The organism is Pedobacter sp. (genome assembly GCF_040513095.1).
GTDB lineage: Bacteria > Bacteroidota > Bacteroidia > Sphingobacteriales > Sphingobacteriaceae > Pedobacter.
In genome coordinates, this window is record NZ_JBEVDX010000142.1 from 13694 (window position 1) to 40489 (window position 26796).

At 42.4% G+C, this 26796-nt stretch carries 20 protein-coding genes; 8 read left to right on the forward strand and 12 right to left on the reverse strand.

Annotated features, from left to right (window positions below; all coding sequences use genetic code 11):
* The first annotated feature begins 52 nt into the window (after positions 1–52).
* Positions 53–526: a 23S rRNA (pseudouridine(1915)-N(3))-methyltransferase RlmH gene (gene rlmH / locus ABWY16_RS15875; protein WP_353905632.1), complete on the forward strand. Its 474-nt coding sequence runs from the start codon at positions 53–55 to the stop codon at positions 524–526.
* Between the two features lie 247 nt (positions 527–773).
* Here the strand turns inward: rlmH and ABWY16_RS15880 are convergent, their stop codons facing one another.
* Both ABWY16_RS15880 and ABWY16_RS15885 read right to left on the reverse strand, forming a co-directional pair.
* A complete protein-coding gene (locus ABWY16_RS15880) occupies positions 774–1313 on the reverse strand; it encodes a DUF5606 family protein (protein WP_353905633.1) in 540 nt (179 codons plus the stop codon).
* A gap of 4 nt (positions 1314–1317) precedes the next feature.
* Positions 1318–1779, reverse strand: a complete 462-nt coding sequence (locus ABWY16_RS15885) for a peptidylprolyl isomerase (RefSeq protein WP_353905634.1) — start codon at positions 1777–1779, stop codon at positions 1318–1320.
* Positions 1780–1872: 93 nt separating this feature from the next.
* Here ABWY16_RS15885 and ABWY16_RS15890 point away from each other — a divergent pair, with 93 nt between their 5' ends.
* Positions 1873–3129 carry an asparagine synthetase B gene (locus ABWY16_RS15890; protein ID WP_353905635.1) on the forward strand — a complete coding sequence of 419 codons (1257 nt, stop codon included), beginning with the start codon at positions 1873–1875 and terminating at the stop codon, positions 3127–3129.
* Positions 3130–3134: 5 nt separating this feature from the next.
* On the opposite strand, the gene ABWY16_RS15895 is transcribed toward ABWY16_RS15890, so the two are convergent.
* Genes ABWY16_RS15895 through lpxK form a run of 3 tightly spaced genes read right to left on the reverse strand, consistent with a single transcriptional unit; the run spans position 3135 to position 6992 of the window.
* Positions 3135–5147: a putative porin gene (locus ABWY16_RS15895; RefSeq protein WP_353905636.1), complete on the reverse strand. Its 2013-nt coding sequence runs from the start codon at positions 5145–5147 to the stop codon at positions 3135–3137.
* Positions 5147–5962, reverse strand: a complete 816-nt coding sequence (locus ABWY16_RS15900) for a purine-nucleoside phosphorylase (protein WP_353905637.1) — start codon at positions 5960–5962, stop codon at positions 5147–5149. Before ABWY16_RS15900 ends, ABWY16_RS15895 begins: the two co-directional genes overlap by 1 nt.
* Positions 5910–6992, reverse strand: coding sequence for a tetraacyldisaccharide 4'-kinase (gene lpxK, locus ABWY16_RS15905; protein ID WP_353905638.1), 1083 nt, complete (start codon positions 6990–6992; stop codon positions 5910–5912). The genes ABWY16_RS15900 and lpxK overlap by 53 nt, the downstream gene beginning before the upstream one ends.
* A 143-nt stretch (positions 6993–7135) precedes the next feature.
* On the opposite strand from lpxK, the gene pruA reads away from it, so the two are divergent.
* Positions 7136–8764: an L-glutamate gamma-semialdehyde dehydrogenase gene (gene pruA, locus ABWY16_RS15910; protein WP_353905639.1), complete on the forward strand. Its 1629-nt coding sequence runs from the start codon at positions 7136–7138 to the stop codon at positions 8762–8764.
* Positions 8765–8957: 193 nt separating this feature from the next.
* Positions 8958–10217, forward strand: a complete 1260-nt coding sequence (locus tag ABWY16_RS15915; RefSeq protein WP_353905640.1) for an MFS transporter — start codon at positions 8958–8960, stop codon at positions 10215–10217.
* 20 nt (positions 10218–10237) lie between these two features.
* Here ABWY16_RS15915 and ABWY16_RS15920 read toward each other — a convergent pair whose 3' ends face one another.
* Together ABWY16_RS15920 and ABWY16_RS15925 are read right to left on the reverse strand one after the other, a co-directional pair.
* Positions 10238–11839, reverse strand: a complete 1602-nt coding sequence (locus tag ABWY16_RS15920) for a SulP family inorganic anion transporter (protein ID WP_353905641.1) — start codon at positions 11837–11839, stop codon at positions 10238–10240.
* A gap of 55 nt (positions 11840–11894) precedes the next feature.
* A complete protein-coding gene (locus ABWY16_RS15925; protein ID WP_353905642.1) occupies positions 11895–12245 on the reverse strand; it encodes a hypothetical protein in 351 nt (116 codons plus the stop codon).
* A 186-nt stretch (positions 12246–12431) separates the two neighbouring features.
* Between ABWY16_RS15925 and ABWY16_RS15930 the strand changes: the two genes are divergently transcribed.
* From ABWY16_RS15930 to ABWY16_RS15945, 4 genes are all read left to right on the forward strand, one after another.
* Entirely contained in the window at positions 12432–13655 is a 1224-nt protein-coding gene (locus ABWY16_RS15930) for a putative porin (protein ID WP_353905643.1), read from the forward strand.
* A 27-nt stretch (positions 13656–13682) separates the two neighbouring features.
* Positions 13683–15227 carry an acyl-CoA carboxylase subunit beta gene (locus tag ABWY16_RS15935; RefSeq protein ID WP_353905644.1) on the forward strand — a complete coding sequence of 515 codons (1545 nt, stop codon included), beginning with the start codon at positions 13683–13685 and terminating at the stop codon, positions 15225–15227.
* A 66-nt stretch (positions 15228–15293) separates the two neighbouring features.
* Positions 15294–16409 (forward strand): M42 family metallopeptidase, encoded by a 1116-nt coding sequence (locus ABWY16_RS15940; RefSeq protein WP_353905645.1) that lies wholly within the window; start codon positions 15294–15296, stop codon positions 16407–16409.
* Positions 16410–16513: 104 nt separating this feature from the next.
* Positions 16514–17413, forward strand: coding sequence for a nucleotidyltransferase family protein (locus ABWY16_RS15945; RefSeq protein ID WP_353905646.1), 900 nt, complete (start codon positions 16514–16516; stop codon positions 17411–17413).
* A gap of 109 nt (positions 17414–17522) precedes the next feature.
* On the opposite strand, the gene ABWY16_RS15950 is transcribed toward ABWY16_RS15945, so the two are convergent.
* The 5 genes from ABWY16_RS15950 to rplQ form a co-directional block, all read right to left on the reverse strand.
* On the reverse strand, positions 17523–19019 hold the full coding sequence (locus ABWY16_RS15950; RefSeq protein ID WP_353905647.1) for a RagB/SusD family nutrient uptake outer membrane protein: 1497 nt from the start codon (positions 19017–19019) through the stop codon (positions 17523–17525).
* Between the two features lie 13 nt (positions 19020–19032).
* Positions 19033–22290 (reverse strand): SusC/RagA family TonB-linked outer membrane protein, encoded by a 3258-nt coding sequence (locus tag ABWY16_RS15955; RefSeq protein ID WP_353905648.1) that lies wholly within the window; start codon positions 22288–22290, stop codon positions 19033–19035.
* A 415-nt stretch (positions 22291–22705) separates the two neighbouring features.
* Positions 22706–24619, reverse strand: a complete 1914-nt coding sequence (gene dnaK / locus ABWY16_RS15960; protein ID WP_353905649.1) for a molecular chaperone DnaK — start codon at positions 24617–24619, stop codon at positions 22706–22708.
* A 183-nt stretch (positions 24620–24802) separates the two neighbouring features.
* Positions 24803–25987, reverse strand: a complete 1185-nt coding sequence (locus ABWY16_RS15965; protein WP_353905650.1) for a class I SAM-dependent methyltransferase — start codon at positions 25985–25987, stop codon at positions 24803–24805.
* A gap of 86 nt (positions 25988–26073) precedes the next feature.
* Positions 26074–26634, reverse strand: coding sequence for a 50S ribosomal protein L17 (rplQ, locus tag ABWY16_RS15970; protein WP_353905651.1), 561 nt, complete (start codon positions 26632–26634; stop codon positions 26074–26076).
* Positions 26635–26796 lie beyond the last annotated feature (162 nt).

Consider the following 26796-nt stretch of genomic DNA (forward strand, 5'->3'; position numbering starts at 1 on the left):
GTAAAACAGATCGTAAAGTAGCAGAGCATACTGACAATAACAAAAACTAACAATGAAAATTACGTTACTCGTAGTCGGGAAAACTGAAGACAAATACCTGATCGAAGGTATTGAGAAGTACCTCAACCGGCTAAAACATTATATAGGTTTCAACATTCTGGTTATCCCTGATGTAAAAAACACAAAGAACCTGACAGAAGCACAGCAGAAGTCAAAGGAGGCCGAACTGATCCTGAAACAGATTAATAACCTGGATACAGTCATCCTGATGGATGAGAAAGGAAAGAAATATACATCAGTGCAATTTTCAGACTATCTAAACAAACAGATGATCGGAAGTGTTCAGCAACTGACGTTTGTGATTGGCGGGCCCTATGGTTTCGATGAGAGTGTTTACAAAAGGGCAAACGGGAGCATATCCCTATCAGATATGACTTTCTCACACCAGATGGTGCGGTTATTTTTTGTAGAGCAGCTGTACCGTGCCTTCAGTATCTTAAAAGGGGAGCCTTATCATCACCAGTAACATTCCATATTTATGGAATATATTAATTTATGCATCATATTATCAGAAAGGAACACCTATGGAATCACCAGGTTTAAAGAAACGGGCATATAAGTTCAGGAGTAAGCGGCCGGGAGAAAAGTGGAGCTTTACCATTGCGATCGTAATCTCCATCATCGCTTTCTTACTTATTTGGTTTTATCTCTAAAACCATCAGACACAAAAAAGCCGGATGAATGTTCATCCGGCTTTCTGAAATATTGAAAAACTAAACGCCCTTTTTGCTGGTCATGCTTGCCTTTTTAGCTGGCTGAGCAGTTTTGCTCGGTGCTTTGGCATTCGAAGGTTTAGGCGTAGCCTTAACTTTCTTCTCTGCTTTTTCCTCCACTTTAGTACCATCGGCAGCAACTTCTGCTCCAGGTGTTTCTTCAGTGAACAAAGGAAGTTCCTTTAACAAATGGAACCAGGTAACAATCTTCTTCATGTCTGAAGTATAAACTTTTTCCTGGTCATGCGCAGGGGCAACGTCAAGAAACAATTTTTTCAATACTGCAGGGTCAGCTTTTGCATCAGGAACGTCACCTTCCACAGCAGCAAGATTTGCTAAAACATCTACAAGTTTCAGGTCCTCATCTTCACCATAAATGGTAATATCTTCCAATGAAGCCAGTTTAGTGTTAGAGATGCTGGTTACGATTTTTACTTTCTGAGCATCTAAGCTCTCCAGTACGTACCCTGCTTTATTTTGTCCTACAAGTTTAAATAAACCTGGTCTGCCGGATACGGCTACAATTCCTCTTAAATTCATATGATTAATCTGCTAACACTTCAATACTCAAAATTCTGTCTCCTTGTTTGATATCATCAACAATGTCAACGTTTTCAACCACTTTACCGAATACAGTATGGTTTCTGTCCAAATGTGCAGTATTGGTTCTGCTGTGGCAAATAAAGAATTGTGATCCACCGGTATTTCTTCCGGCGTGAGCCATAGATAATACACCACGGTCATGGTACTGGTTCTCGCCAGTCAGCTCGCAATCAATTTTATAACCCGGCCCGCCTGTACCGGCAAGATGTGCTTTAGCAGGATCTTTAGAGTTTGGACATCCGCCCTGGATCATGAAATTAGGGATCACACGGTGGAAAGAGATACCGTCGTAGAATCCTTCACCAGCCAATTTCTTGAAATTTGCAACAGTATTAGGTGCATCATTATCATAAAACTCGACAGTCATGTCGCCTTTTTCAGTTTTTATTATTGCTTTACTCATGTTCTTTTTTTTCTAACTGACAAATTTAGTAAATTGTAACGACTAGATGAACTAAATTCGTAATTGAATGCCTATTGTCATTTCCCAGCCCAAATGAAACGAAGCCTCCTCACCCTCATATTGTTAGTATTTACCCTGGCAGTCAAAGCTTCTTCTCTCCTGATCAATATGGATGAAGATCAAAAAAACCATCTCAAAGCCTACGGAATAGCCTACTGGAGTATCAAGCAAAATGCAGAAGTAAGCTGGCTGCTCAATTACAAAGGCGGCAGTTTCCTTATTAAGTACAGCAAGGCCGTTGAGGATGAATGTAAAGTCCGCGGAGTCTCCTATACTGTTCTGGCAGACGGAAAGGTAACCGCGATCCTGAATGAGATCAGTGATCCAGAAGTGAACATGGAAATCGTTAAGCTGGAAAAAGCCCCGAAAATTGCTGTTTACTCTCCAAAAAGCAAACTGCCCTGGGACGATGCCGTAACACTTGTGCTCACCTATGCAGAGATCCCTTACGATATTGTCTATGACGACGAGGTATTAAAAGATAAACTAAGCGGATACGACTGGCTCCATCTGCACCACGAAGACTTTACTGGTCAGTATGGCCGTTTCTGGAGCAACTTCAGAACAGCAACCTGGTACAGGGAGGATGTAAAAACACAGGAAGCTACGGCAAAAAGAAATGGTTTTGCCAAAGTCTCTGAGATGAAGCTGGCTGTGGCAAAGAGAATGAAAGAGTTCTGTGTTGGCGGCGGTTTCCTTTTTGCGATGTGTTCTGCTACTGACAGTTTTGATATAGCCCTGAGTGCAGAGGGGGTAGATATCTGTGCAAGCATGTATGATGGAGATGCTGAGGATCCCAATGCACAGTCAAAATTAAACTTTGACAAGACCTTTGCATTCAAGGATTTCAGACTGGACCAGAACCCCGGCAGCTACGAGTTCTCGGATATCGATGCCACCCAGACCAGGATCTTAACGCAACAAAACGACTACTTTACTTTATTTGAGTTTTCTGCCAAGTCCGATCTTGTGCCTACCATGCTTACTCAAAACCATACACGGGTAATCAAAGGCTTTATGGGTCAAACCACGGCTTTCAGAAAGCGCCTGCTAAAACCCAGCATCACCGTTCTCGGAGAAAACAAAGGAGCACTTGAAGTGCGTTACCTGCATGGAGAGATTGGCAAAGGGCAGTTTACCTTTTATGGTGGCCATGATCCCGAAGATTATCAGCATGCGGTGGGCGATCCGCCTACCGACTTAAACCTGCACCCCAACTCTGCCGGATACCGCCTAATCTTAAATAATGTCCTGTTTCCCGCGGCAAAGAAAAAACCACAAAAAACCTGATCTTCTTAATCGTAAAAATTCCAGTTCACACCAATTTTAAACATTTTATCAGGCATAGGGTATCTGTATACCGTGTAGTATCCCTGTGATCCTATCCCCTGGTTGGCATATTCATATTTTAAGAAGATATTCGCTTTTCTTAAGCTGGCCCTTATCCAGAAATCAACAACTGGCACAGTGGGTAACTTTACTTCCTTTCCGATATAAAACTGACTTACTGCAGGATTATAAGAGTAATTTGCATATTTGGTGTTATAGCGTACATCCACCCCAATATTTGTTTTTAGCACCTTGAAGACTGTCTGGTCTAGATAAAAACTGTTGAAGGTGTAGAATTCCGGGGTAGGCATCACCGATTGGTTGCTGGTTTTCTGATAGACGATATAGCTGTCCAGGTTAAACTTACCAAAAGTCAGTTTTTTACCTATTGTAATCTTGAGCAGGTTAACAGACCCGTTTTCCTGCATAGGCGTAATTGCGGTAGAATCCACCTCTGGTTCAAGCTGTTTAAAGTATAAGTAACCAGTGATACGTGTATACTCTGCTCCGGCATCCAGTCTTAGCTTGTCATTGATATATTTAAAAGAGAAATTTGCTGTTTTAGTGCGGTCAAAGTTGTTCAGCCAGTTGTAATGGTTTCCGTAATATCTGTCGTAAATCTCGGCGGGCGACTGGTTCTGCAGGTAAGCACCCAGAACAATCCTTCCCACGTTATTACTTACCAGCACATTACTTTTTGCCTCATACAGGAAATCACCAGCCTGTTTGCCCTGAAATATCTGCTGAACATCAAAGTTTAGATCTACGCGGTTACTGAACCTGTATCCTGCAGAACCCAGAAGGGTTACATTCTGAAATGCCTTCGTATGCTCGTAGAAATTAGTTTTATCCGAACGCCCTACCACCTGTTCGTAGTTATAGTAATCGTGCCTGATACCTGCATCAACCTTCAGCTCATTTTTGATAAGCGACGCTGATTTTCCCCTGAGGAAGAAACTATAGACAAACTCGTTTTGGATGTGCTGCAGAGAAGTACTGTCATTGGTAAACGTCAGGTCCTGCTGGCCCGGCGGAAGGATTGTATTTTCCAGTGAATTGTAGGAAGTTTTCTGAAAAGCATAAGTGTCTTTGTCGTACCTCAGGCTGTAAGTTACCTTGTTCGTTGGCAATACCTTTTTCGTGATCTCCTGATCCAGGGTATCTATACGGCCTACAAAATAGGATTGTTTGATTAAAAATGTATTCTTACGGTAGATCTGTCTGGCACCTGTTAATCTGATATCCTGTGCAGCCCTGTCAATCGTTGCGCTGCTTTTGAAAATTGTATCGTTGGTGATCCCTCCGTTTTCATACGCCTTCAGCGTATTGAAAATAGCATTGGCAAATAAAGTGTACCGTTTACTTGGTGATGTATACCAGGTAAACAACGTACCATTCAGCACATCCCCGCGCTGGCGCGTGTAGGCTCCGTTTGCGCCGATCCTGTTATAACTTGCACCAATGTTCCAGTTCTTTTTGATATTCTGGGAGTGCAGTACCCTGAAAATCTGTTCTGCATCTCCACTGTACTGCCCTGCATAATATAAATTGGTAAAAGGTGTACGTGCCTGATAGTATACAATATCATCATGCCCTTTAGCGTACCAGTCGAGCGAGTGGAAGCCCGGGTCAAAACCAATTCTTTTGGAAGGTTCATAAAATAATGCCTGTGCCGCCAGACCAATGTTTCCCGTGTTCACCGTTGGTCTTCTGGGCTGTACGATGGGACTAAAATTCTGCATCCCGCGCAAACTGGTATCGAGCGCGAGTGTCTGGATACTGTCTTTGGTCAGTTTAAGGGTTGTATAGCGGACAAACCTGGAAGTAAAAACTACGGAGTCCTTACTGTTCTCCAGTTTATTTCTCAAAGAGTCCAATTCCTTATTTTCATTCACTGTTGTCTTCAGATCCTGGGCAATAACCTGCTGTATCCCGAATGAGAGGCAGATGAAGAAAAATAAAACAATTGTTTTATACATTATAGCTGAGCAATTAACTGGCTTAAAATTTTTGTCATTTTAGGTTCGGCAAGTCTGGCTGTAGCCAGTATTTCTTCTAAACTCACGGGCTGCAGCACTTCCGGGAATCCTTCATCAGTCAGTACCGATATGGCAAAAACAGGAATCGCCATATGGTTTGCTACAATTACTTCCGGTACGGTACTCATGCCAACAGCGTCCCCACCGATGATCCGTAAATATTTATACTCCGCCTTTGTTTCCAGATTAGGACCAGTCACAGCCACATACACTCCCTGGTGGCAAGTTATTCCTTCTTTGGCAGCGATGTTAAGGGCTTTTTGAATGAGCCCCTTGTGGTAAGGCTGACTCATATCCGGAAACCTCGGTCCCATATCAGGATCATTGCTGCCGCGGAGCGGACTTTCTGGCTGCAGGTTGATATGATCATTGATTACCATCAGATCACCCTTTTTATAGTCGGAATTCAAAGAGCCCGACGCATTGGAGACAAACAAATATTGTATGCCCAGAGCTTTCATCACCCTGATAGGGAAAGTGATCTGCTGCATGGAATAACCTTCATAGTAATGAAGACGGCCCTGCATTGCTACTACCTTCCTGCCTTTGAGTGTACCAAAAATCAGCTTTCCGGAATGAAACTCAAGTGTTGAGATCGGGAAATTAGGAATATTGGAATACATGAGGCTAAATTCAACCTCAATTTCAGTCACTAAACCGCCCAGCCCAGTTCCCAGTACAATCCCTATTTCCGGCTGGAAACTATTGTTCTTTTTCTTTATATAATCGACGGTTTCGCGCAGTATCTGAAACATAGTTTAATATCTTTTGGTTAAAAGCCCGAGCATGATTTTTGTCAATACATACTTTCACAGGCAGGTAAAATACGGGCAAATCTAACAGTAATTCTTTGAATGTAACATCAAATAAACGTTGGGCATCCTTTTCTGTTGTGACGATGATCTTTTCTTTTGCAGGATGCTGTGAAAATGCCTCAACCAATTTACTCAAATTCTGATAGCTATAGGAATGGTGGTCCGGATAATCATGGTGCACAATGTCAGCTGTATAGCAGTATAGTTTATCCAGTAAAGGTTTTGGATTGGCAATCCCCGTTAGTAAAAACACCGTTTTATCTTTAAGATTATCCAGGCTGACCGTTTCTTTTCTGATCAGCCCGGTCAGCTCCCCGTAACTCAGCGCAGAGAAGAAAAGTTTCCCTGCTGCTTCAGCACTAAACTTCTCTTCACATCCTGCTTTTTGTTGAGCGCCTAAGTGTTCAGGAGCCTTCGTCACCAGCAGAAGATCTGCCCGGCGGTATCCCCAGAAGGGCTCACGCATATTGCCAGCAGGCAAAACAAACTGTGGCTGCAGCAGCTTCCGGAATTCGAACAGCAAAATACTAAAGCCCGGGTTTACCCGCCTGTGCTGAAAAGCATCATCCAGAATAATCAGGTCATGCTGGCCCTTCAGCTTTTCTATACCATATACACGATCCTCACAGACTGCCACGGTTACTTCAGGAAATTTATGATAAAACTGAAGCGGCTCATCCCCTACAGTTTTCGCTGTTGCCTGATCATCTGCATATAAAAAACCCTTAGTTTCACGGCCATAACCACGGCTTAGAATCGCTATTTTATAAGTTCCCAGTAAATTTACCAGGTACTCTGTTACAGGGCTTTTCCCTGATCCCCCCAGCACAAGATTACCCACGCAGATGACAGGTATATCAAACCTTCTGGATTTCAAAAACCCCCTGTCATAGAGCATGTTTCTCAGTATAATGACTATACCGTATAACAGAGAAAAGGGCAGCAATAGTAATCGAAGGTATTTTATCATGCTTTAGCTTCAAAAATAAGAAATAATTATGCAACAGGCCTATCCTGCTAAATTTATCCATTAATAAGCAAATATTGTCATATCCACAGCCCTTATCACTGGTAATAAAATAAAAAACTACCTTTGCAAAAAAAAATTATACCATGCTCAAAGGATTTTTTAATGTACCAATACCGGTAAATGAACCCATCTTTGGTTATGCTCCCGGAAGTAAAGAACGTGAGCTGCTCGCAGCTGCTTTAACAGAAGCACGTTCAAAAGAAGGCAATATCCCAATGTATATCGGGGGAAAGCCTGTTCACACGGATACAAAAGGAAAAGTTACCCCACCGCACGATCACCAGCATATTCTAGCACATTACAGTATAGGTAACAAAACACACGTACAGCAGGCAATTGATGCCGCGCTTGCAGCAAAAGCAAAATGGGAAAACCTGGCCTGGGAACAACGAGCCTCGATCTTCCTTAAAATCGCAGACCTTATTTCAGGCCCATACCGTTACAAGCTGAATGCAGCAACTATGCTCGGACAATCAAAAAATGCTTACCAGGCAGAGATTGATGCCGTTTGTGAACTGGCAGATTTTTTACGTTTCAACGTAGATTATATGGCCCAGATCTATCAGCAGCAACCTCCCGTTTCACCAAAAGGTGTATGGAACAGGGTAGAACAGCGCCCGCTGGAAGGCTTTGTATTTGCTTTAACCCCGTTCAATTTCACTGCTATAGCGGCAAACCTGCCAGCTTCGGCGGCCCTGATGGGCAATGTTGTTGTATGGAAACCTGCGGATACGCAAATCTATGCTGCTAACCTGCTAATGGAGATCTTCATTGAAGCCGGACTACCTGAAGGAGTGATCAACCTGATCTACGCAGACGGACCTGAGGCCGGAGATGTAATCTTCAACAGCCCTGATTTTGCCGGCATCCACTTTACAGGTTCTACTGCTGTATTCCAGAACATTTGGAGAACAATCGGTACCAATATCCACAAATACAAAACCTACCCGCGTATCGTTGGCGAAACCGGTGGTAAGGATTTTATCCTTGTTCATGGTTCGGCAGACGCAGAAGTATCAAGCACAGCAATTATTCGTGGTGCTTTTGAGTACCAGGGACAAAAATGCTCTGCTGCATCGAGGGTTTACATTGCCAAAAGCCTGTGGCCGGAGATCAAAAAACTGATGCTTCGTGATCTTGCAACCTTCAAAATGGGTGGCACAGAAGATTTCGGTAATTTCATCAATGCAGTGATCGATGAGCGTTCATTTGATAAACTTTCAAAATACATCGATCAGGCAAAAGCCGATGCAGGTGTAGAGATCATTGCCGGCGGAAACTATGATAAATCAAAAGGTTATTTCATAGAACCTACAGTTCTGGTAGTGGAAGATGCAAAGTATACTACCATGTGTGAGGAGCTCTTCGGACCGGTCCTGACCGTATTTGTTTATGACGACAATAAATTCGAAGAGATTTTAGAAGTAATTGATACTACCTCTATCTACGCATTGACCGGCGCAGTAATTGCACAGGACCGCTATGCGATAGAACAGGCTACCATCGCCCTGCGCAACGCCGCTGGAAACTTCTATATCAATGATAAATGTACAGGTGCCGTAGTAGGTCAGCAGCCATTTGGTGGTGCCCGCGGTTCAGGTACCAATGATAAAGCTGGTTCAATGATCAATTTACTGCGCTGGGTATCTCCGCGCACCATTAAAGAATCATTTGATCCGCCAAAAGACTACCGTTATCCGTTTTTAGGATAAACATATCTGATTACAATCAGGGATGCCCAAAAGGCATCCCTTTTTTGATGAAACGGTTGTCACCTCCTGGTTCATCCCCATTTCTGGGGATTTCAGATCAAGGCATTTTACCGCAACTTTGCAGGATAATTTAACCACAAAGGCTGCTCAGTCATTTATGGATTGAACAGTCTTCCTATATCCTGAAACCGCGATGGAACTCAAATCAAATCTTAGCCAGCGGGGCCGTCTGGCTGGCATCAAAGCTCATATTCCTGTCGCTGCTATTATCGTAGCTTCGCTGGGTTACTTTGTAGACATTTACGATTTGCTGCTCTTTAGCATTGTGCGTGTACCCAGTCTAAAATCATTAGGGCTAAATCCTCAGCAGGTAACCTCATCTGGCATCTTTTTACTGAACATACAAATGACAGGCCTGATGGCCGGTGGTCTTTTCTGGGGTATTGTGGGCGACAAAAAAGGGCGCTTGACGGTACTCTTCGGATCTATCTGCCTGTATTCAATAGCCAACATTGCAAACGGGTTTGTACATACTGTGGAAAGTTATGCCTTTTGGCGTTTTATTGCAGGCTTTGGCCTCGCTGGCGAACTCGGTGCGGGGATTACCCTGGTGGCAGAACTGATGCCCAAAGAAAAACGCGGATACGCAACCAGTCTGGTGGCGGGAATAGGTACCATTGGCGCAGTCGCGGCCTTTTATACTGCTAATATTTTCGATTGGAGAACCTCTTTCTTTGTTGGCGGTGGTTTGGGCCTTACCTTATTGATATTGAGAATTGGAGTCTCTGAGTCAATCATTTTTAACCTCGCAAAAAAAGAAAACGTGGCGAGGGGTAACTTTTTGATGCTGTTTAAGCATAAAAAAATACTGTTTAAGTACCTGAGGTGTATTGTAATCGGACTGCCCATCTGGTATATTGCCGGAATATTAATTACCCTTTCGCCTGAATTTGGAAAAGCGCTTGGCGTAAAGGGGACAGTCAATGCCGGGGTGGCTGTCGCCTGTTGTTATGGATCTTCAGTAATCAGTGATGTATTCAGCGCCTTATTCAGTCAGTATTTAAAAAGCAGGATCAAAGTGGTGTACATCTACCTCTTCATAGGTATTGCCGCAATAAGTACATTTTTTATTTTGCACAATCTGACCCTGCCTGCATTTTACGGCGTTTGTCTTTTTCTCGGTTTTACTGCCGGCTACTGGACCATGTTCATCACCATTGCAGCGGAACAGTTTGGTACCAATATCCGCGCAACAGTAACAACTACCGCCACTAATTTTGTACGCGGCGCATTGGTTCCGATATCATTGCTACTGCAATATCTCAGAGGTGTATTCGATGGTTCTATCATCACTGCAGCTGTTATTGTGGGCGTGCTGGTGATGGCAATCGCTTTCTGGGCACTGAGCCGGATGGAGGAAACCTTTTCCAAAGACCTGGATTATACCGAATAATAATTGTTCCCCACATATTTTTATTTTCTATTGATATCCTGAATAATCTTGTCTGTTAACTTAGGGACGTTATAATGTTTTTTAATGTTTTCCAGGCTAACCAGGATACCTTTTGTATAGGCATGGTGCTGGAAGTTAAAGATAGTCTCGAGTACGTCCGGATCGATATACCTGGAGTTATTGCCGTCAATAATCACATTGGTCTCCTTTGGGATATTATTGAGGACCACCTGTATTGCCGCTTTATTCAGAAAAGAAACTTCTTCAGCCAGTTTGATCCTGAGATTCTTTTTGTCTCCCTCCTCCTGTATCCTGTAAAAGAAAGGGTTACGCATATTTATCCTCAGCAGGTAAAAGATGGATAATGCCATTCCTACTGCCACACCCTTCAAAAGATCCGTAAATAATATGGCTGCCAGTGTAACTACAAATGGTACAAACTGGTCCCAGCCTTTGGTATACATTTCTTTGAACAGGCTAATCCTGGTCAGCTTATAACCTGTAACCAGCAGTACGGCAGCGAGGCAGGACAGGGGAATCATATTGATTAACCCCGGGATAGCTATAAGGGCTATCAGCAACCAGCAGCCATGGAAAATAGCCGACATCTTTGTGCGGGCACCGGAATTTACATTCGCAGAACTCCGCACAATAACAGAAGTCATGGGTAAACCTCCCAGCATGCCGCTGCAGATGTTTCCAATGCCCTGTGCCAGCAGTTCCCGGTTCGTAGGAGAAACCCTTTTTATCGGATCGATCTTATCAATCGCTTCAAGGCTGAGCAGCGTCTCCAGACTGGCTACAATGGCAATGGTCAGCGCCACGGTCCATACATCCTTCCTGTTAATAGCAGTAAAATCAGGATGGATAAACAAGGCTGTAAATCCCTCCCAGCCATTCACAACCGGAATCTTAACCATCTGGTCTGCGTTTAAGGCAAAAGCTGTCTGTTTAAAGGCCAGTCCCAGCGCTACTCCTGCCACCACTACGATCAGCGGTGCAGGTATACCCTTTGGCATTTTGCCCCTGGCACCATAGATCAGGATAGCGATCGAAATTGCACTGATAATAAGCGCTGCAGGGTTAAACTGTGTAATTGCGTTTGCTATTGCCACATATGCCCCTTCACTTTCATTCCTGAAAACGCTTTCATCAAGAAAATCTTTGTCTATACCCAGCGCATGAGGAAGCTGTTTGAGGATCAGGATCAGCCCGATCGCGGCCAGCATACCTTCAATGACACTTGAGGGAAAATAGTTTCCGATCGTCCCCGCCTTAATCAGGCCCAGGATAATCTGCAGACCTCCTGCCAGGACCACGGCAAGCAGGAAGACAGGGAAATCTCCGAGTTGTGTAATACCTCCCAGCACGATCACCGTCAGACCCGCTGCCGGGCCGCTTACACTCAACTGTGATCCACTTAAGGTCGCAACAATGATCCCTCCGATCACACCAGTAAGTACCCCGGAAAAAAGCGGGGCCCCGGAGGCCAAAGCAATGCCCAGGCACAATGGAAGGGCGACAAAAAAAACGACCAGACTTGAAGGGAAATCGCGTTTTAAATTCTTTTTAAGGATATACTTTTTGATATCCAGTCCATAGACTGAAATGCTATTCTCCATAACTTGTTGAATTATTCCTAAACCAATAATAATACCTAGATCCCGATGGATCAGATCATAGTGTCTGAATGACAGCGTAATTGGGAGGTGGAGTGGGTACAGAAGAATAATAATGATTAACGTACCGTTTGGAATGGTCGATGAAGCAGTTTTTAATTCCTATTTCCTGTATTGAAGGGATGTACACATCACCATAATGGAAATCTGTGGTCCTGCAGTCAGTACACTTTAGCATATCTTTTACATCCCCCTGAGAGTCATGTTCCTCCTCAAGGTCCAGGACTATGGATTTATAACTGTAGTTATCGTGGCAAAGAAATACAGGCACAGCAGAAACAACCATTTTAAGCGCGAAAATGGTCATAAAAAAGATGAAGATGCTCAGACGATAAGAATACAACTGCATTTTTCCGGTTTTTCGGCTATTTCTACTATAAATGTAACATCAATAATTCTTTAATAGTGAAAAATAATTAAAAAAAATTACAACCCTCTCTTTTATGACTTAATAACAGGCTCAGGAAAAACAAATTTGCAAGTTTACGTAACAATAATCTGACAGGAAGTGTACTTTCGCAATCTAAACAAAGCAATGAAAAAAGCATATTTTCTTCTATTATTATTCATTCCTGCAATTTCTTTTAGTCAAAGTAATAATGCTCCTTCCTCCTATGACCCGCATGACATCAAAATAACCGGTTATCTGCAGACACAATTTCAGAAAGCACAGTCTGATGGTATATCATCTTTTTCCGGAGGTGATTTTGCAGAAAACTCTGACAACAGATTTATCATCCGCAGGGGCAGGCTGAAAATCGACCGCGTGGATAAATATTCCAGTATCGTATTCCAGCTGGATGCTACCCAAAACGGGATTAACCTGATGGATGCATTTATTCAGTTGCAGCAACCGGATCATAATGAGCTGCGGTTGACGGCAGGTCTTTTTAACAGGCCATTCGGCTATTCCATTGTCTATTCCTCAGGATACAGGGATTTTCCTGAGCGGGCCAGGGTATTTCAAACCATCATGCCCCGTGAGCGTGACATTGGCGCTATGGGATCCTACCAGCCCTTTAAGTTCCTCAGCGCAGATCTGGCCGTCGTCAACGGAAGCGGATTATACGCCCGGGATTATGATTCAAAAAAAGACATCATCGGCAACATTACTTTTAAATTTGACAGCCTGGCCAACCGAAAATTGCAGATCGGCTTCGGAGCATCCTTTTATAAAGGGTCTGTGCGCAATGATACAGAAAGCTATTACACCAATAATGGGAATGGTTTTACAAAGAATACCAGTCCTCTTAATGAAGGGGCAAACTTAAAAAGGAACTATTTTGGCGGTAATATACAGTTTCAATACAACCATTCTTTCGGAACTTCAACCTTAAAGGCCGAATATGTAACAGGTACGCAGCCAGGAGTAGCAGCTACTACATCTGTCACTGGCCCGGTTGCCAGCCAGAGTTTTACCACTCAGCCCGCCACAGACCTTTACCTCAGAAATTTCACAGGTTATTATATCTGGTTCACACAGCAGATCGCCAAAACCAAATTTAATGTCCTTGCCGCGTATGATGTTTACGATCCCAACAATAAGGTCCGAGAAAGTGAGATTGGCACAGGAAATAATACCACCGCAGGAGATATCAAATTCAGCACCTTTGGCTATGGTTTTACCTATCTGGTTAATGCAAGGGTGAAGTTAACGGCCTACAATGAGAGAGTAATCAATGCTGCTGCACAACTGGATAAATACCGTACGGATATCAGGGATGATGTATTTACCCTGCGTTTACAATATCGCTGGTAATTGATACATTTATACAAATGTATTTCCATGGATAATAAAATCGCATTATTACAGGACAAAATAAAACAGGCCCAGATGGGCGGCGGTGCCGTAAGGATAGAAAGCCAGCACCGGAAGGATAAATTAACCGCCCGCGAAAGAATACATTTCCTGCTGGATGAAGGCACTTTCGAAGAGATCGGGATGTTTGTTACCCACAGAAGTACCGATTTTGGTATGGAAACCGAGAAGTACCCCGGTGATGGGGTAGTAACAGGCTATGGAAACATCAATGGCAGACTGGTGTACGTTTTCTCGCAGGATTTTACTGTTTTCGGCGGATCACTTTCCGAAACCCATGCCGAAAAGATCTGTAAGATCATGGAGCTGGCCCTTCAGAACGGAGCACCCCTAATAGGATTAAACGACAGCGGTGGTGCGCGTATTCAGGAAGGCGTTGTTTCATTAGGCGGCTACGCAGATATTTTTTACCGCAACGTTCAGGCATCCGGTGTTATCCCCCAGCTGTCGGCTATCATGGGGCCGTGTGCCGGTGGTGCCGTATACTCCCCGGCAATTACAGATTTCATTCTGATGGTAGAGCATACCTCCTATATGTTCGTCACCGGGCCAAGTGTAGTTAAAACCGTAACCCACGAAGAAGTAAGCTCCGAGGAACTGGGCGGTGCATTTACACACGCCACAAAATCAGGTGTCACGCATTTTGCCTGTCCAAACGAACTGGAAGCTATTAACCATTTGAAACGGTTGCTGAGTTATATGCCACAGAATTGCGAGGAAAGACCTGCACAGTTGACTTATGATCTGAACCAGGATGAAAGCAGGGCGCTGCTCAGTCAGATCATTCCCGAAAATGCAAACCAGCCTTATGACGTGCGGGGCATCATCGAACAACTGGCAGATGAGGACAGCTTCCTGGAAGTACATAAGGATTATGCAGAAAATATTGTGGTGGGTTTCGGCCGGCTTGCAGGACGCAGTATTGGCATAGTTGCAAACCAGCCAGCTTATCTGGCAGGAGTACTGGATAATAATGCTTCTGTAAAAGCAGCACGCTTTGTGCGGTTTTGTGACTGCTTCAACATCCCACTGCTCGTGCTCGAAGATGTTCCGGGATTTCTGCCTGGAACAGATCAGGAATGGCATGCCATCATTACCAACGGTGCAAAGTTATTATATGCATTTAGCGAAGCCACGGTTCCCAGAATAACCGTAATCATCAGAAAAGCTTATGGTGGCGCCTATGACGTAATGAACTCAAAACATATTGGTGCAGATATGAATTATGCCTGGCCTACGGCAGAAATTGCAGTAATGGGTGCCAAAGGTGCAGCAGAGATCATTTTTAAAAAAGAAATTAGCAGTGCAGCTGATCCCGAAGCAAAACTGCAGGAGAAAGAACAAATGTATGCCGGTATCTTTGCTAACCCCTACCGGGCAGCAGAACGCGGCTTTGTAGATGAAGTAATCGAACCATCAGCAACCCGAAGCAAACTGATAAAAGCATTTAAAATGCTCGAGAATAAGGTGGTCAATAACCCACGCAAAAAGCACGGCAACATTCCATTGTAAATAAAGCAAACATGTTGTGATGCTTAGAGCCATCTTTATATATTTGTTTATCATAAATATATAAAGATGGCTAAAAAGAAAGACGACCAGCAGAAACACGTATCTGTCGTAAATAAGAAATCACTACAATTTTTTGAAGAATATATCAACAACCCATCACCAACAGGATTTGAATACCCCGGCCAGAAACTTTGGCTGGATTACCTCAAACCTTATATTGATGAAAGCTTTATTGATAACTATGGCACAGCAGTTGGCGTAATCAATCCTGAAGCGGCATATAAAGTAGTTATCGAGGCACATGCCGACGAGATCTCCTGGTTTGTAAACTATATCACCAGCGATGGTCTGATTTACGTAATCAGAAACGGTGGTTCGGATCACCAGATTGCTCCCTCCAAAAGAGTAAATATCCATACAGATAAAGGAATGGTAAAGGCGGTTTTCGGATGGCCGGCTATTCATACCCGTGGCGCAGGTGAAAAAGAAGAAGCGCCCGCATTAAAGAACATCTTCCTGGACTGCGGCTGTACAACCAAAGATGAAGTGGAAGCATTGGGCGTACATGTTGGCTGTGTAATAACTTATGAGGACGAATTTATGGTGCTTAATGACCGCTATTACGTTGGCCGTGCACTGGATAACCGTGCCGGGGGCTTCATGATTGCCGAAGTGGCACGGTTGTTAAAAGAGAACAAACAGGAATTACCATTCGGATTATACATTGTCAATTCCGTACAGGAAGAGATCGGTTTAAGGGGTGCAGAAATGATTGCATATAGGATTAAACCTGATGTAGCCATCATTACCGACGTAACACATGACACCTCTACCCCAATGATCAATAAGATTACCCAGGGCGATATGGCCTGCGGCCGTGGCCCGGTAGTATCTTATGCTCCCGCTGTTCAGACAAACCTGAATAAGCTGCTCATCGAGACTGCGCAAAAAAATAACATTCCGTTCCAGCGCCAGGCTTCATCACGTTCTACAGGAACAGATACTGATGCTTTTGCTTATTCAAATGGCGGTGTTCCTTCGGCATTGATCTCTCTGCCCCTGCGTTACATGCATACTACAGTAGAAATGATCCATAAGGAAGATGTAGATAACGTCATCAGTCTGATCTACCATTCCCTGCTGAACATTAAAAAGGACCATGATTTTAAATACAACAAATAACATCCTATCTTCGTAGGATAAAAAAGCGTGCTTGTCAATTCAGGCACGCTTTTTTATGGTGTTTACATGAACATGGCCTGAGCCTTAGATTAACCAAATAAAAAATGAAACCTACTTTATTAATTCTCGCAGCTGGTATGGCAAGTCGCTATGGCAGCATGAAACAAATAGATGGCTTCGGACCTAACGAAGAAACGATTATCGACTACTCCATTTACGATGCCATCAAAGCTGGTTTCGGGAAAGTTGTATTCATCATTAAAGAAGAGTTTGTAGAAAATTTTAAAGCTATATTCGATTCAAAACTGAAGGGCAAAATTGAAACAGACTATGTATTTCAGAATTTTGATCTTCAGCAATATGGTCTTGATCTGGAGATAGAGAGGGCAAAACCCTGGGGAACAGGTCATGCGATCCTGGCAGCCAGACATGCCATAAAAGAACCTTTCTGTGTGATCAATGCTGACGATTTTTACGGACTGGATTCCTTTCAGAAAATGGTGAGTTTCCTTACTGAAGAAGTTACAGGTAGTAACTATTCAATGATCGGTTATGAGATAGCCAAAACCCTGTCCGATTTCGGTTCGGTATCCCGTGGAGTATGTAAAGTAAGTCATGATGGTTACCTGGAAGAAATCATTGAAAGAACAAAGGTACTTCGTGACGGAGAAGCTGTTGTTTATGAAGAGGACGACAAGCAATATCCTTTGGCTTTAGATACACGCGTATCTATGAATTTCTGGGGTTTTACGCCCGAAGTATTTAAACTTGCCGAAGAGTTATTTAAAGATTTTGCCATTACGCATCAGGAAGACCCTAAATCAGAATTTTTCATCCCGATCATCGTGGAGACCCTGTTAAACTCAGAGAAAGCTGATTTCAAAGTAGTGCCTACAGATAGTAAATGGTTTGGTGTAACTTATAAAGAAGATAAACCTGTTGTTAAGGCCAGTATAGATGCGCTTATCAGCGAGGGTGTTTATCCTGCGAATCTTTGGGGATAAACTAAGGTTTTATTTATTGGAGAACACATTGGTGGTATGAAAATATCCTGTCCAGAAACATAAAAAAGGAGCCCGAATTATTCAGGCTCCTTTTTTATGCTGATTGCACTTAAATAGGGTTTTGTACGATCAGATTATTAGAAGTTATTTCTGTCTGCGGGATGACCCATTGGAAACGGTTATCTCCAGCCGGAATGTCAAATACCGTGGCTACTGATGCCTGGTGATTTGCACCATTACGGTTCAACGGCAGGTTCAGACGTTTGAGATCTGTAAACCTGAACCCTTCGCCCCATAGTTCTGCGCGTCGTTGTATCATGATTTCATTGATCAGAGCGGCACCTGTATTAACAGATTTCACATAGCTTGGATTACGGTTGACCGCCAGGGTAAACAGTGCAGTTTGCGCAGCGGCATCATTTCCCTGACGCGCCAACGCCTCAGCTTCAATCAGATACATTTCGCCTAAACGCATGAACGCTAAGTCACCATAACTGTTACTTGAACTATTGGCAAGAAATTTCCTGTTCATATATGGAAATCTCACACCACTTGGTGGAATGGTAAATAAAGGATCACTTCCGGTTGGATCCCATAATCTCTTTCTGATATCTGTTGCTGCAATTTGGTTATACAAGGCAGAGTTAATACATTTTGGGTTACTACGGATGTTAGTAGAGTTAAAATTAACCGACATGTAAGCAAAGAATGAATAAAAGAATGTTCCCTGATCGGCAATCTGGCTGATGCCCCACATCCACTCCGGATTGGTTAGTAAGTTAAAACCAGCAGTATAATTTGCATTTGTCATCAGAGCAATACTTGAAGAAAGTGCGGTAGTTCTGGCTTGAGCTGCAAGTGTAGCGGCGCTTGGATAATCCTGCATTGCCAAGGCCACCCTGGCTTTCATACCTTGTGCAACGGACAGGTTGATATGTGACTTATTTAATCTCGCAGGTGCATTGGTTAAGTTAGTGATCGCTGCATCCAGATCTTTATTAATCTGGGTATACACAGCACTTACAGTGGCACGCGGTAGTTTTTCTACTTTGGTAGTGATATTAATTGGCACACCAAGTTGGGCGTTTGTTCCGCCGGCAACATAGCGTTCAGCATAAACCTGAACCAATTTGAAGTGAGCATAAGCCCGCATGGCAAGTGCCTCGCCCCTGATTACATTTTTCTCAGCGTCTGTGCCTGTTGCGCCGTCAATACCTTCAATGATGGCATTGGCATTGGCAATTAAACCGTAATAATAACGGTAAACAAATAAAGTCTGAGCACCCGTAACACTTCTTGACTCCGTATATTTATATACATTGATGAACCAACCGTTACCAGTTGTAGGATTAACAAGATCTTCACCCATCATATCCATATCAATCATTACGGAGCTTTCTCCTCCCTGGCCCTGATCTGCATAAGCCGTATACATCAACCTGTAAGCACCATTCATAGCTGCAGCAGCATTAGCAGTGGTTGTAAATACACTTGCTGATGACACCTGATCAGTTGGCGCAGTATCTAAAAAATCTTTTTTGCATGATGGCAGAATTACAGATGCAGCCATTAGTGCACAAAAACTATATATATATTTTCTTTTCATATTGATCTCTATTTTATAAAGTGAATTTCAGACCTAAACTTACAATCCTTTGTGGCACATAGGCGTTAGTTACAGTACCATTAAAGTTCTGTGTAGGATCCATTCCTTTTCTGCCACTGATTAAAAAGAGGTTCTCACCACTTACATAAACACTTGCACTTTTAACTGTTATTTTTGAAAGGAATTCTCTTGGCAGGTTATAGCTTACTGTAGCATTTCTGAAATACAAGTAAGAAGCACTGGTTAACCATCTGCTTGAGGCAGCATACAGGTTCGTTGCATTGCCTTGATCAATCCTCGGGACATCAGTAACATCACCTGCTTTCATCCAGCTTTTCAGCATATCTTCATGAAGCGCACCACCGTATGATCCGATAGACATTAAACTTGCGTAATTAGAGTCATATAATTTTCCCCCTAACTGGTAGTTCAGCATGAAGGAGAAACTAAAATTCTTGTAATTAAATGAGTTACTAAATGCTCCATAAACATCTGGAAGGGCGGTATCACCTGTATAATCTAACTTAGCATTAGCAACAGTCGTAGTATAAACTACACCATCAATTGTACGAAGACTTGTCCCGGTAGCACCATCAACAGGTACATACAATGCTGAACCATCAGCTGGATCCACACCTTTGTAAATACGCATGTAGAAGTCATACAATGAATGTCCTACAGCCAGTTTTTTCGTACCTGAAATAACTTCAGGCTGATCAGCGGACATTTTAGTTATTTTATTCTTATTTGCAGTAATATTAAAATCAATTGTCCAGCTAAAGTCCCGGCCTCTTACAGGTGATCCTGAGAGGTTAACTTCCAGTCCCTTGTTGTACATTGAACCAACATTCTGATACTGTGTGATAAATCCGCTGGATACTGGTTGCGGCACTCCAAACAATAAGTTTGAAGACTTCCTGTTATACAATTCTACACTACCGCTCAATCTGTTTTGGAATAAACCAAATTCAAGGGCAAGATCTACCGTTTTGTTCACTTCCCATTTCAGGTTAGTATTTGCAGTAGTAGTGCTCAATGAAAATCCCGGCTCCAATGCGTTGTTATTTACATCATACAAAGGCAATGTTGGATAATAAGCGGGATCCACCAGGTCTGGTAAAAGAAGAACCTGATAATTACCAACACTACCATAACTGCTTCTCAGTTTCAACTGATTCACCCAGGTAATATCCTTCATAAAATCTTCTTTGTCAATTCTCCATCCTGCACCTACTGAACCGAAATAACCTACACGGTTGTCCGGAGAAAATCTCGATGATGCATCACGACGGAAAGAGGCAGAAAATAAATATTTCTGATCAAAGTCATAATTCAACTGAGAAAAATATCCTTCGGAACGATCTCTTTCTTTGTAAGATGCTAAACTAGCGATTGTGGTAAAGTTGGTGAGCTCAGTATTACCGGTAAGGAGCTGAGTGTTTCTTGACCCGTTCAGGCCATCATTTAATCTTGAATAGTTTTCGTGACCTGCTAAGACACTTACATTATTTTTACCAAAAGACTTAGAATAATTCAACAGCTCGTTTAAGTTATAATAAGTAGTGAGGATCATACTTCTGGTCGAGCGTCCACCCGGAGCACCATCGCCAATAATTTGATTCTGGTAAGAGGAAGAATAATAGTTGTTATAATCTGCACTTCCGTTCACAGTAAATTTGAAATCCTTCAGGAAAGTAATTTCTCCATAGGCACGGGTACTGAAAACATTGCGCTTAAATGAGTTATCATTTAATAATATTTCCTGTAAAACATGACGCCCCGGACTTGCTCCACTAGCTCTTGATGGTACTCCAAGCGTTGTTAAACCACCGTTATCGTATACTTTATTACCTAAATTATCATACAGATTTTCTCCTGTTACAGGGTTATGCGCATATACATTGTAAACAGGTCCGATATTACGGCTGAAAAAGAAAGGGTTTACATAAGATGTGCTTCCTGTTGCTGTAGAGTTTGTCTCTGCGACACTTCCTGACATATTCACACCTGTTTTGAACCAATCAGTAGCCTGATGGTTCACACTTACACGCCCGGTAATACGGTCGAAATCAGATTTTTTTGCAAATCCTTTCTCATTCACATAGCCCACAGAAGCGAAGTAATCTGTTTTAGCTGTTCCCCCACTGTAATTTATGTTATATTCCTTACGATCACTTGTTCTCAATGTTTCCTTTAGCCAATCTGTATCATCATATCTTAATGAAGCATTTGGATTAATATTACCATTAACGTCAACAATCTGATTGCTTGGTACATTAAAAGGATTGTTACTTTGTGTATATATACCGTTCTGAATCAGAGAGCCTAATGTTTGAGAAATATCAAGATAAGTCCTGCCGCCAAGTACCTGCTGATTGGCGGCATTCCTTGTACCTAAACCCGATGCAATAATACTCGCATCAGCAATTGATAATGGGTTGCTCGCTGCATACACCAGACTGTTACGGTATCCCTGCCACTCCAATGGATAATATTGTTCAGCACCTACGCGTGAATATTCAGGTATACCACGGGAGATAATACCCTCAGTAGCTTTGATACTAAGCTGACCTGTACCATTTCTGCCTTTCTTGGTAGTTACCATTATCACACCGTTTGCAGCCTTAGCACCATACAGGGCTGTAGATGCTGCATCTTTTAATACAGTGATATTCTCAATATCTTCAGAGTTGATATTATTGAATGTTCCCTGATATTGCACCCCGTCTAAAATAATCAGCGGATCGTTTGAAGCACTGATTGACCCAATACCGCGGACACGTATCTGAGGGGCACCCCCTGGCTGACCAGTAGCAGGGTTTACCTGGATACCAGGAGCGATTCCTGCCAATGCGCTAAGTGGATTTGACACCGACCTTTTAGCCAGATCATTTGCACTTAGGGAAGCTGCAGAACCTGTAAATGTTTCCTTTTTAGCGGTACCATAGGGAACAACAATAGTTACCTCATTAAGGTCGTTGTTATCAGGATCCAAGCCAATATTGATAACTGATCTTGCAGGAACTTCCGCACTTTTATATCCTATATAGGAAACTACAAGTACGCTGCCCGAAGGAACGCTGATGGAAAATCTGCCATCCGCACCTGTTTGAGTTCTGGTCCTTGTGCCTTTGACAGAGACCGTCGCGCCGGCAATTGGAAGGCCGTCGTCTTTACCGGAAATTTTCCCGGTAATAGTTTGATTTTGCGCATAGGCATGGGATGCCACAAACAGCAAAATCCAGAGGAATTTGTGTAGAGTTTTAGTCATAAATAATAGTTATTAGTGCCGAAAAATACCAATTATTCCGGTAGTAAAGTAAATTTACTATTACACTAGTATTAAAAACATATTAATTTTGACAATGAATAAGGATTTAGCAATACCAAATTGACAGTAAAATGCTATTTAAAATATTATAATTTTATAATATAGCGTAATTTACTACTATTATACTAAATCTTACAACTCTTATAATAACAGCGAACAATTAAGGAAGGCGTTATGCGATTCACATGATCCTTCCATATCAGACACACGACCGTACAGTCAAAAATCCACCTGATATAAAGGAGAAAGGTCAATAGATAGTGGAGATTCAATGAGACCCGCCAGATTATTAAGCATAAAAAAAGAGGGTGATCATAAGACCACCCTCTTTTTGTTTCAGTATCAGCGATGAAACTTATTTAGTTTCGTCTTTTACTTCTTCAAAATCTACATCAGTAACGTTATCGCCACCTTGCGCTGCAGATTCTCCAGCTGGCTGACCTGCAGCTCCTTCAGGAGCGCCGTCTTGACCTGCTTTGTACATCTCTTCAGATGCAGCATTCCATGCAGCCTGAAGTTCTTCCTGAGCAGCATCAATATCAGCAAAGTTTCTTGCTGCGTGTGCAGCTTGTAATTTTGCAAGACCAGCTTCAATCGGTGCTTTTTTATCAGCAGAGATTTTCTCACCAAACTCTTTCAATTGTTTCTCAGTAGAGAAGATCAAAGCATCAGCACTGTTAATTTTATCTGCTTCTTCTTTAGCAATTTTATCTGCATCAGCATTTGCTTCAGCTTCTTCTTTCATCCTTTTGATCTCTTCGTCAGTTAAACCAGATGAAGCCTCAATACGGATTTTTTGCTCTTTACCAGTAGCTTTATCTTTAGCACTTACATGCAGGATACCGTTTGCATCAATATCGAATGCAACTTCTACTTGTGGAACACCACGTGGCGCTGGTGGAATACCATCCAGGATGAAACGGCCAATTGTACGGTTCTGAGCAGCCATTGGACGCTCACCTTGTAAAATGTGGATCTCAACTGAAGGCTGGTTATCAGCTGCTGTAGAGAAAGTTTCAGCTTTTTTAGATGGAATTGTAGTGTTGGATTCGATAAGTTTAGTCATTACACCACCCATAGTCTCAATACCTAATGAAAGAGGAGTAACATCTAATAACAATACGTCTTTTACCTCACCAGTCAATACACCACCCTGAATTGCAGCACCAATAGCTACAACCTCATCAGGATTTACACCCTTTGAAGGTTCTTTACCGAAGAATGCTTTAACAGCGTCCTGGATAGCAGGGATACGTGTAGAACCACCTACTAGGATGATCTCATCAATATCTGATGTTTTTAAACCAGCATTTTTCAATGCAGATTTACAAGGCTCAATAGTACGTTTGATCAGATCAGCAGCCAGTTGCTCAAATTTAGCACGGCTTAAAGTTCTAACCAAGTGTTTCGGGCCGCTAGCATCAGCTGTAATATATGGTAAGTTGATTTCTGTAGAAGTTGTGCTAGACAATTCAATTTTAGCTTTCTCAGCAGCTTCTTTCAAACGTTGTAATGCCATAGGATCTTGTGCAAGGTCCATACCATTTTCGTTTTTAAATTCAGCAGCTAACCAGTCAATGATAATGTGGTCAAAGTCATCACCACCCAAGTGAGTATCACCGTCAGTAGATTTTACTTCAAATACACCGTCACCTAACTCAAGTACTGAAACGTCATGTGTACCACCACCGCAGTCAAACACAACAATTTTCATGTCTTTGTGTGCCTTATCAAGACCGTAAGCCAATGCAGCTGCAGTAGGCTCGTTGATTATACGTTTAACATTTAAACCAGCGATTTCACCGGCTTCTTTAGTAGCCTGACGTTGTGCGTCATTGAAATAGGCAGGAACAGTAATAACTGCTTCAGTAACCTCATGACCCAAAAAGTCTTCCGCAGTTTTTTTCATTTTTTGCAAGATCATTGCAGAAATTTCCTGTGGAGTGTATTTACGGTCGTCGATTTCAACCCTTGGCGTGTTGTTATCTCCTTTAACCACGTTGTAAGGAACGCGGCCAGCTTCTTTAGCAACCTCAGCAAAGCTGCTGCCCATAAAGCGCTTAATCGAATAAATTGTTTTTGTTGGGTTAGTGATCGCCTGGCGTTTTGCAGAATCACCTACTTTACGCTCACCATTCTCTGCAAATGCAACAATGGATGGCGTTGTACGTTTACCCTCACTGTTGGCTATAACTACAGGTTCGTTACCTTCCATTACGGCTACGCAAGAGTTTGTTGTTCCTAAGTCTATACCAATAATTTTTGACATGCTATTTATCTTTGTTTATGTGATGAATTCTATTTTTCTAATTCTGTTTAACAAGCAATGTGCCAATTGACATTTGGCAGGTAAACAGCGCAGTATTTTAAAAATTATGTTAAAATGTAATAAAAACCATTTACAATTCTGACAGGTTGTCAGAATTACGCTTTCGCTTTGGCAATAAACCTGTTAAAGACTAAGCAGTCTTTCCAGGTGGTGATAACCAATGCCAAAATAACTCTTCGTTTGTCGTATTTTTTCCGAAATTTCGTGTTGATCAGCAACCGCCCCTTTTACTTTTGATCCTGTGATTAAAACATTTTTCGGAGTATTGGCCTCTGATATAAATTCAAAGACTTTTGTCTTGTACCCAAAGTATTCCAGTATAAGTGCGCGGATGCCATCTGTTACCATTACCGCCTGCCGTTCCAGGAAAATCCCGTACCTGGTGATAAAATCGAGTTCATTGCCGGCCTTCCCTTTTTCAATTTCCCTGCGGACCTGTTTGTGGCAGCATGGAGCAACAACAATCAGTTCTGCACCTGCATTAATACCTTTAGCGATCGCATCATCAGTCGCCGTGTCGCAAGCATGCAGCGCAATCAGCAGATCGATATCCTGATCCTGATAATCCTCAATTGTACCCTGAACAAAACTCAATCCTGTGAAGCCAGACTCTACAGCTATGTTGTTACAAAGGTCTACCAAATCCTGACGGTACTCCACGCCAGTTACAGCTACTTCCTGCTTAAGCACATTGACCAGGTAATCATAAAGTGCAAAGGTGAGATAACCCTTTCCCGAACCCATGTCTACTACCTTTTTTAACCTGCCCTCAGGAAGGTCCCTGATCAGCGGGCCCAGTAACGCAACGTACTGGTTAATCTGTTTATACTTGTCCTGTGCATTTTTAAAAACGACCCCATCTTTATCTGTAATACGCAGGGCGCTAAGGTAAGGCTTCTCAACAGACGCGATTAACCGCGCCTTCTCTTTATCATGGCTAACCGATAACTGGCCTGCAAGACTCGGCTTGTTGATATTTAATGTATAACCTTTCTGTTGGTGATTTAAAAAAACAATATCATTGGCAGAGGTAAAGCAGGTACAATTTCTGAAACCATTCTCCAGATAGGCGAACATCAGGGAGATTGCATCCTCATAGGAATAGTTCTTGGCAATATCCTTTGTTTTATACCTGTACGTAAAAGCCATGCGCTGTGCTCTTTTGATTAGAACTTTACGCACATAGATGTTCTTCAGTTCATGTTCAGTACCGCTGTAATTTCCCAGCGTGACCTTAATGAAGGTATCTGCGGAAATGCTTTCCGTTACCAGGCTTTTGAACTCTTCTAATTTTCCGGGATCTGACATGATATCATGATTAAGCTTACAATTTATGCATAAAAAAATGCCTTTCCGTATTACAGAAAGGCATCTTTATATTGGAGGATTTAAAATTATTCTCCTTTATCTTCTTTCGCTTCTTCAGCAGCCGGAGCTTCTGGAGTTGCTTCTTCTGTCGCTGGAGTTTCTTCAGCAACTGGTGCTTCTTCAGCAGCAGCCTCAGTAGTTGCAGCAGGAGCATCAGATTTTTTAGCTTTAGTTCTGCCACGACGGGTAGTTTTCTTCTCAGCAGCTTCAGTATCTACACCATAAACTTCGTTGTAATCTACAAGTTCAATTAAAGCCATCTCAGCGTTATCACCTAAACGGTTGTTTAATTTGATGATCCTTGTATAACCACCCGGACGGTTAGCAACTTTAGCAGCTACGTCACGGAACAATTCAGTAACTGAATCTTTATCCTGTAAGTAACTAAATACGATACGACGTGAGTGTGTAGTATCTGATTTAGATTTAGTGATCAGGGGCTCAACATACATACGTAAAGATTTTGCTTTAGCTAGTGTTGTAGAGATCCTTTTGTGTTTGATCAGTGATGAAGCCATGTTAGCCAACATCGCTTTACGATGGGAGTCAGTTCTTCCTAAGTGGTTGTTTTTTTTACCGTGTCTCATTTTTTTTTTATTCAGTGCATACCGTCTCTTCTGAATTAAAGAGGGAATTATGCACTATTAACAATTTGTTATTTGTTATGCTTACTCTTCTTCCAGTTTGTATTTACCTAAGTTCATGCCGAAAGACAATTGTTTAGATTTTACAAGCTCCTGGATTTCAGT

Excerpts from the sequence above, each read along its gene's own strand:
- ABWY16_RS15940 (WP_353905645.1), top strand. The coding sequence starts at position 15,294 with ATGGCTAAAAAGAAAGACGACCAGCAGAAACACGTATCTGTCGTAAAT.
- lpxK (WP_353905638.1), bottom strand. The coding sequence starts at position 6,992 with ATGATAAAATACCTTCGATTACTATTGCTGCCCTTTTCTCTGTTATAC.
- pruA (WP_353905639.1), top strand. The coding sequence starts at position 7,136 with ATGCTCAAAGGATTTTTTAATGTACCAATACCGGTAAATGAACCCATC.
- ABWY16_RS15890 (WP_353905635.1), top strand. The coding sequence starts at position 1,873 with ATGAAACGAAGCCTCCTCACCCTCATATTGTTAGTATTTACCCTGGCA.
- ABWY16_RS15935 (WP_353905644.1), top strand. The coding sequence starts at position 13,683 with ATGGATAATAAAATCGCATTATTACAGGACAAAATAAAACAGGCCCAG.
- ABWY16_RS15900 (WP_353905637.1), bottom strand. The coding sequence starts at position 5,962 with ATGTTTCAGATACTGCGCGAAACCGTCGATTATATAAAGAAAAAGAAC.
- ABWY16_RS15925 (WP_353905642.1), bottom strand. The coding sequence starts at position 12,245 with ATGCAGTTGTATTCTTATCGTCTGAGCATCTTCATCTTTTTTATGACC.
- ABWY16_RS15955 (WP_353905648.1), bottom strand. The coding sequence starts at position 22,290 with ATGACTAAAACTCTACACAAATTCCTCTGGATTTTGCTGTTTGTGGCA.
- ABWY16_RS15885 (WP_353905634.1), bottom strand. The coding sequence starts at position 1,779 with ATGAGTAAAGCAATAATAAAAACTGAAAAAGGCGACATGACTGTCGAG.
- ABWY16_RS15880 (WP_353905633.1), bottom strand. The coding sequence starts at position 1,313 with ATGAATTTAAGAGGAATTGTAGCCGTATCCGGCAGACCAGGTTTATTT.
- ABWY16_RS15950 (WP_353905647.1), bottom strand. The coding sequence starts at position 19,019 with ATGAAAAGAAAATATATATATAGTTTTTGTGCACTAATGGCTGCATCT.
- ABWY16_RS15965 (WP_353905650.1), bottom strand. The coding sequence starts at position 25,987 with ATGTCAGATCCCGGAAAATTAGAAGAGTTCAAAAGCCTGGTAACGGAA.
- ABWY16_RS15945 (WP_353905646.1), top strand. The coding sequence starts at position 16,514 with ATGAAACCTACTTTATTAATTCTCGCAGCTGGTATGGCAAGTCGCTAT.
- ABWY16_RS15895 (WP_353905636.1), bottom strand. The coding sequence starts at position 5,147 with ATGTATAAAACAATTGTTTTATTTTTCTTCATCTGCCTCTCATTCGGG.
- ABWY16_RS15915 (WP_353905640.1), top strand. The coding sequence starts at position 8,958 with ATGGAACTCAAATCAAATCTTAGCCAGCGGGGCCGTCTGGCTGGCATC.
- ABWY16_RS15930 (WP_353905643.1), top strand. The coding sequence starts at position 12,432 with ATGAAAAAAGCATATTTTCTTCTATTATTATTCATTCCTGCAATTTCT.
- ABWY16_RS15920 (WP_353905641.1), bottom strand. The coding sequence starts at position 11,839 with ATGGAGAATAGCATTTCAGTCTATGGACTGGATATCAAAAAGTATATC.
- rlmH (WP_353905632.1), top strand. The coding sequence starts at position 53 with ATGAAAATTACGTTACTCGTAGTCGGGAAAACTGAAGACAAATACCTG.
- rplQ (WP_353905651.1), bottom strand. The coding sequence starts at position 26,634 with ATGAGACACGGTAAAAAAAACAACCACTTAGGAAGAACTGACTCCCAT.
- dnaK (WP_353905649.1), bottom strand. The coding sequence starts at position 24,619 with ATGTCAAAAATTATTGGTATAGACTTAGGAACAACAAACTCTTGCGTA.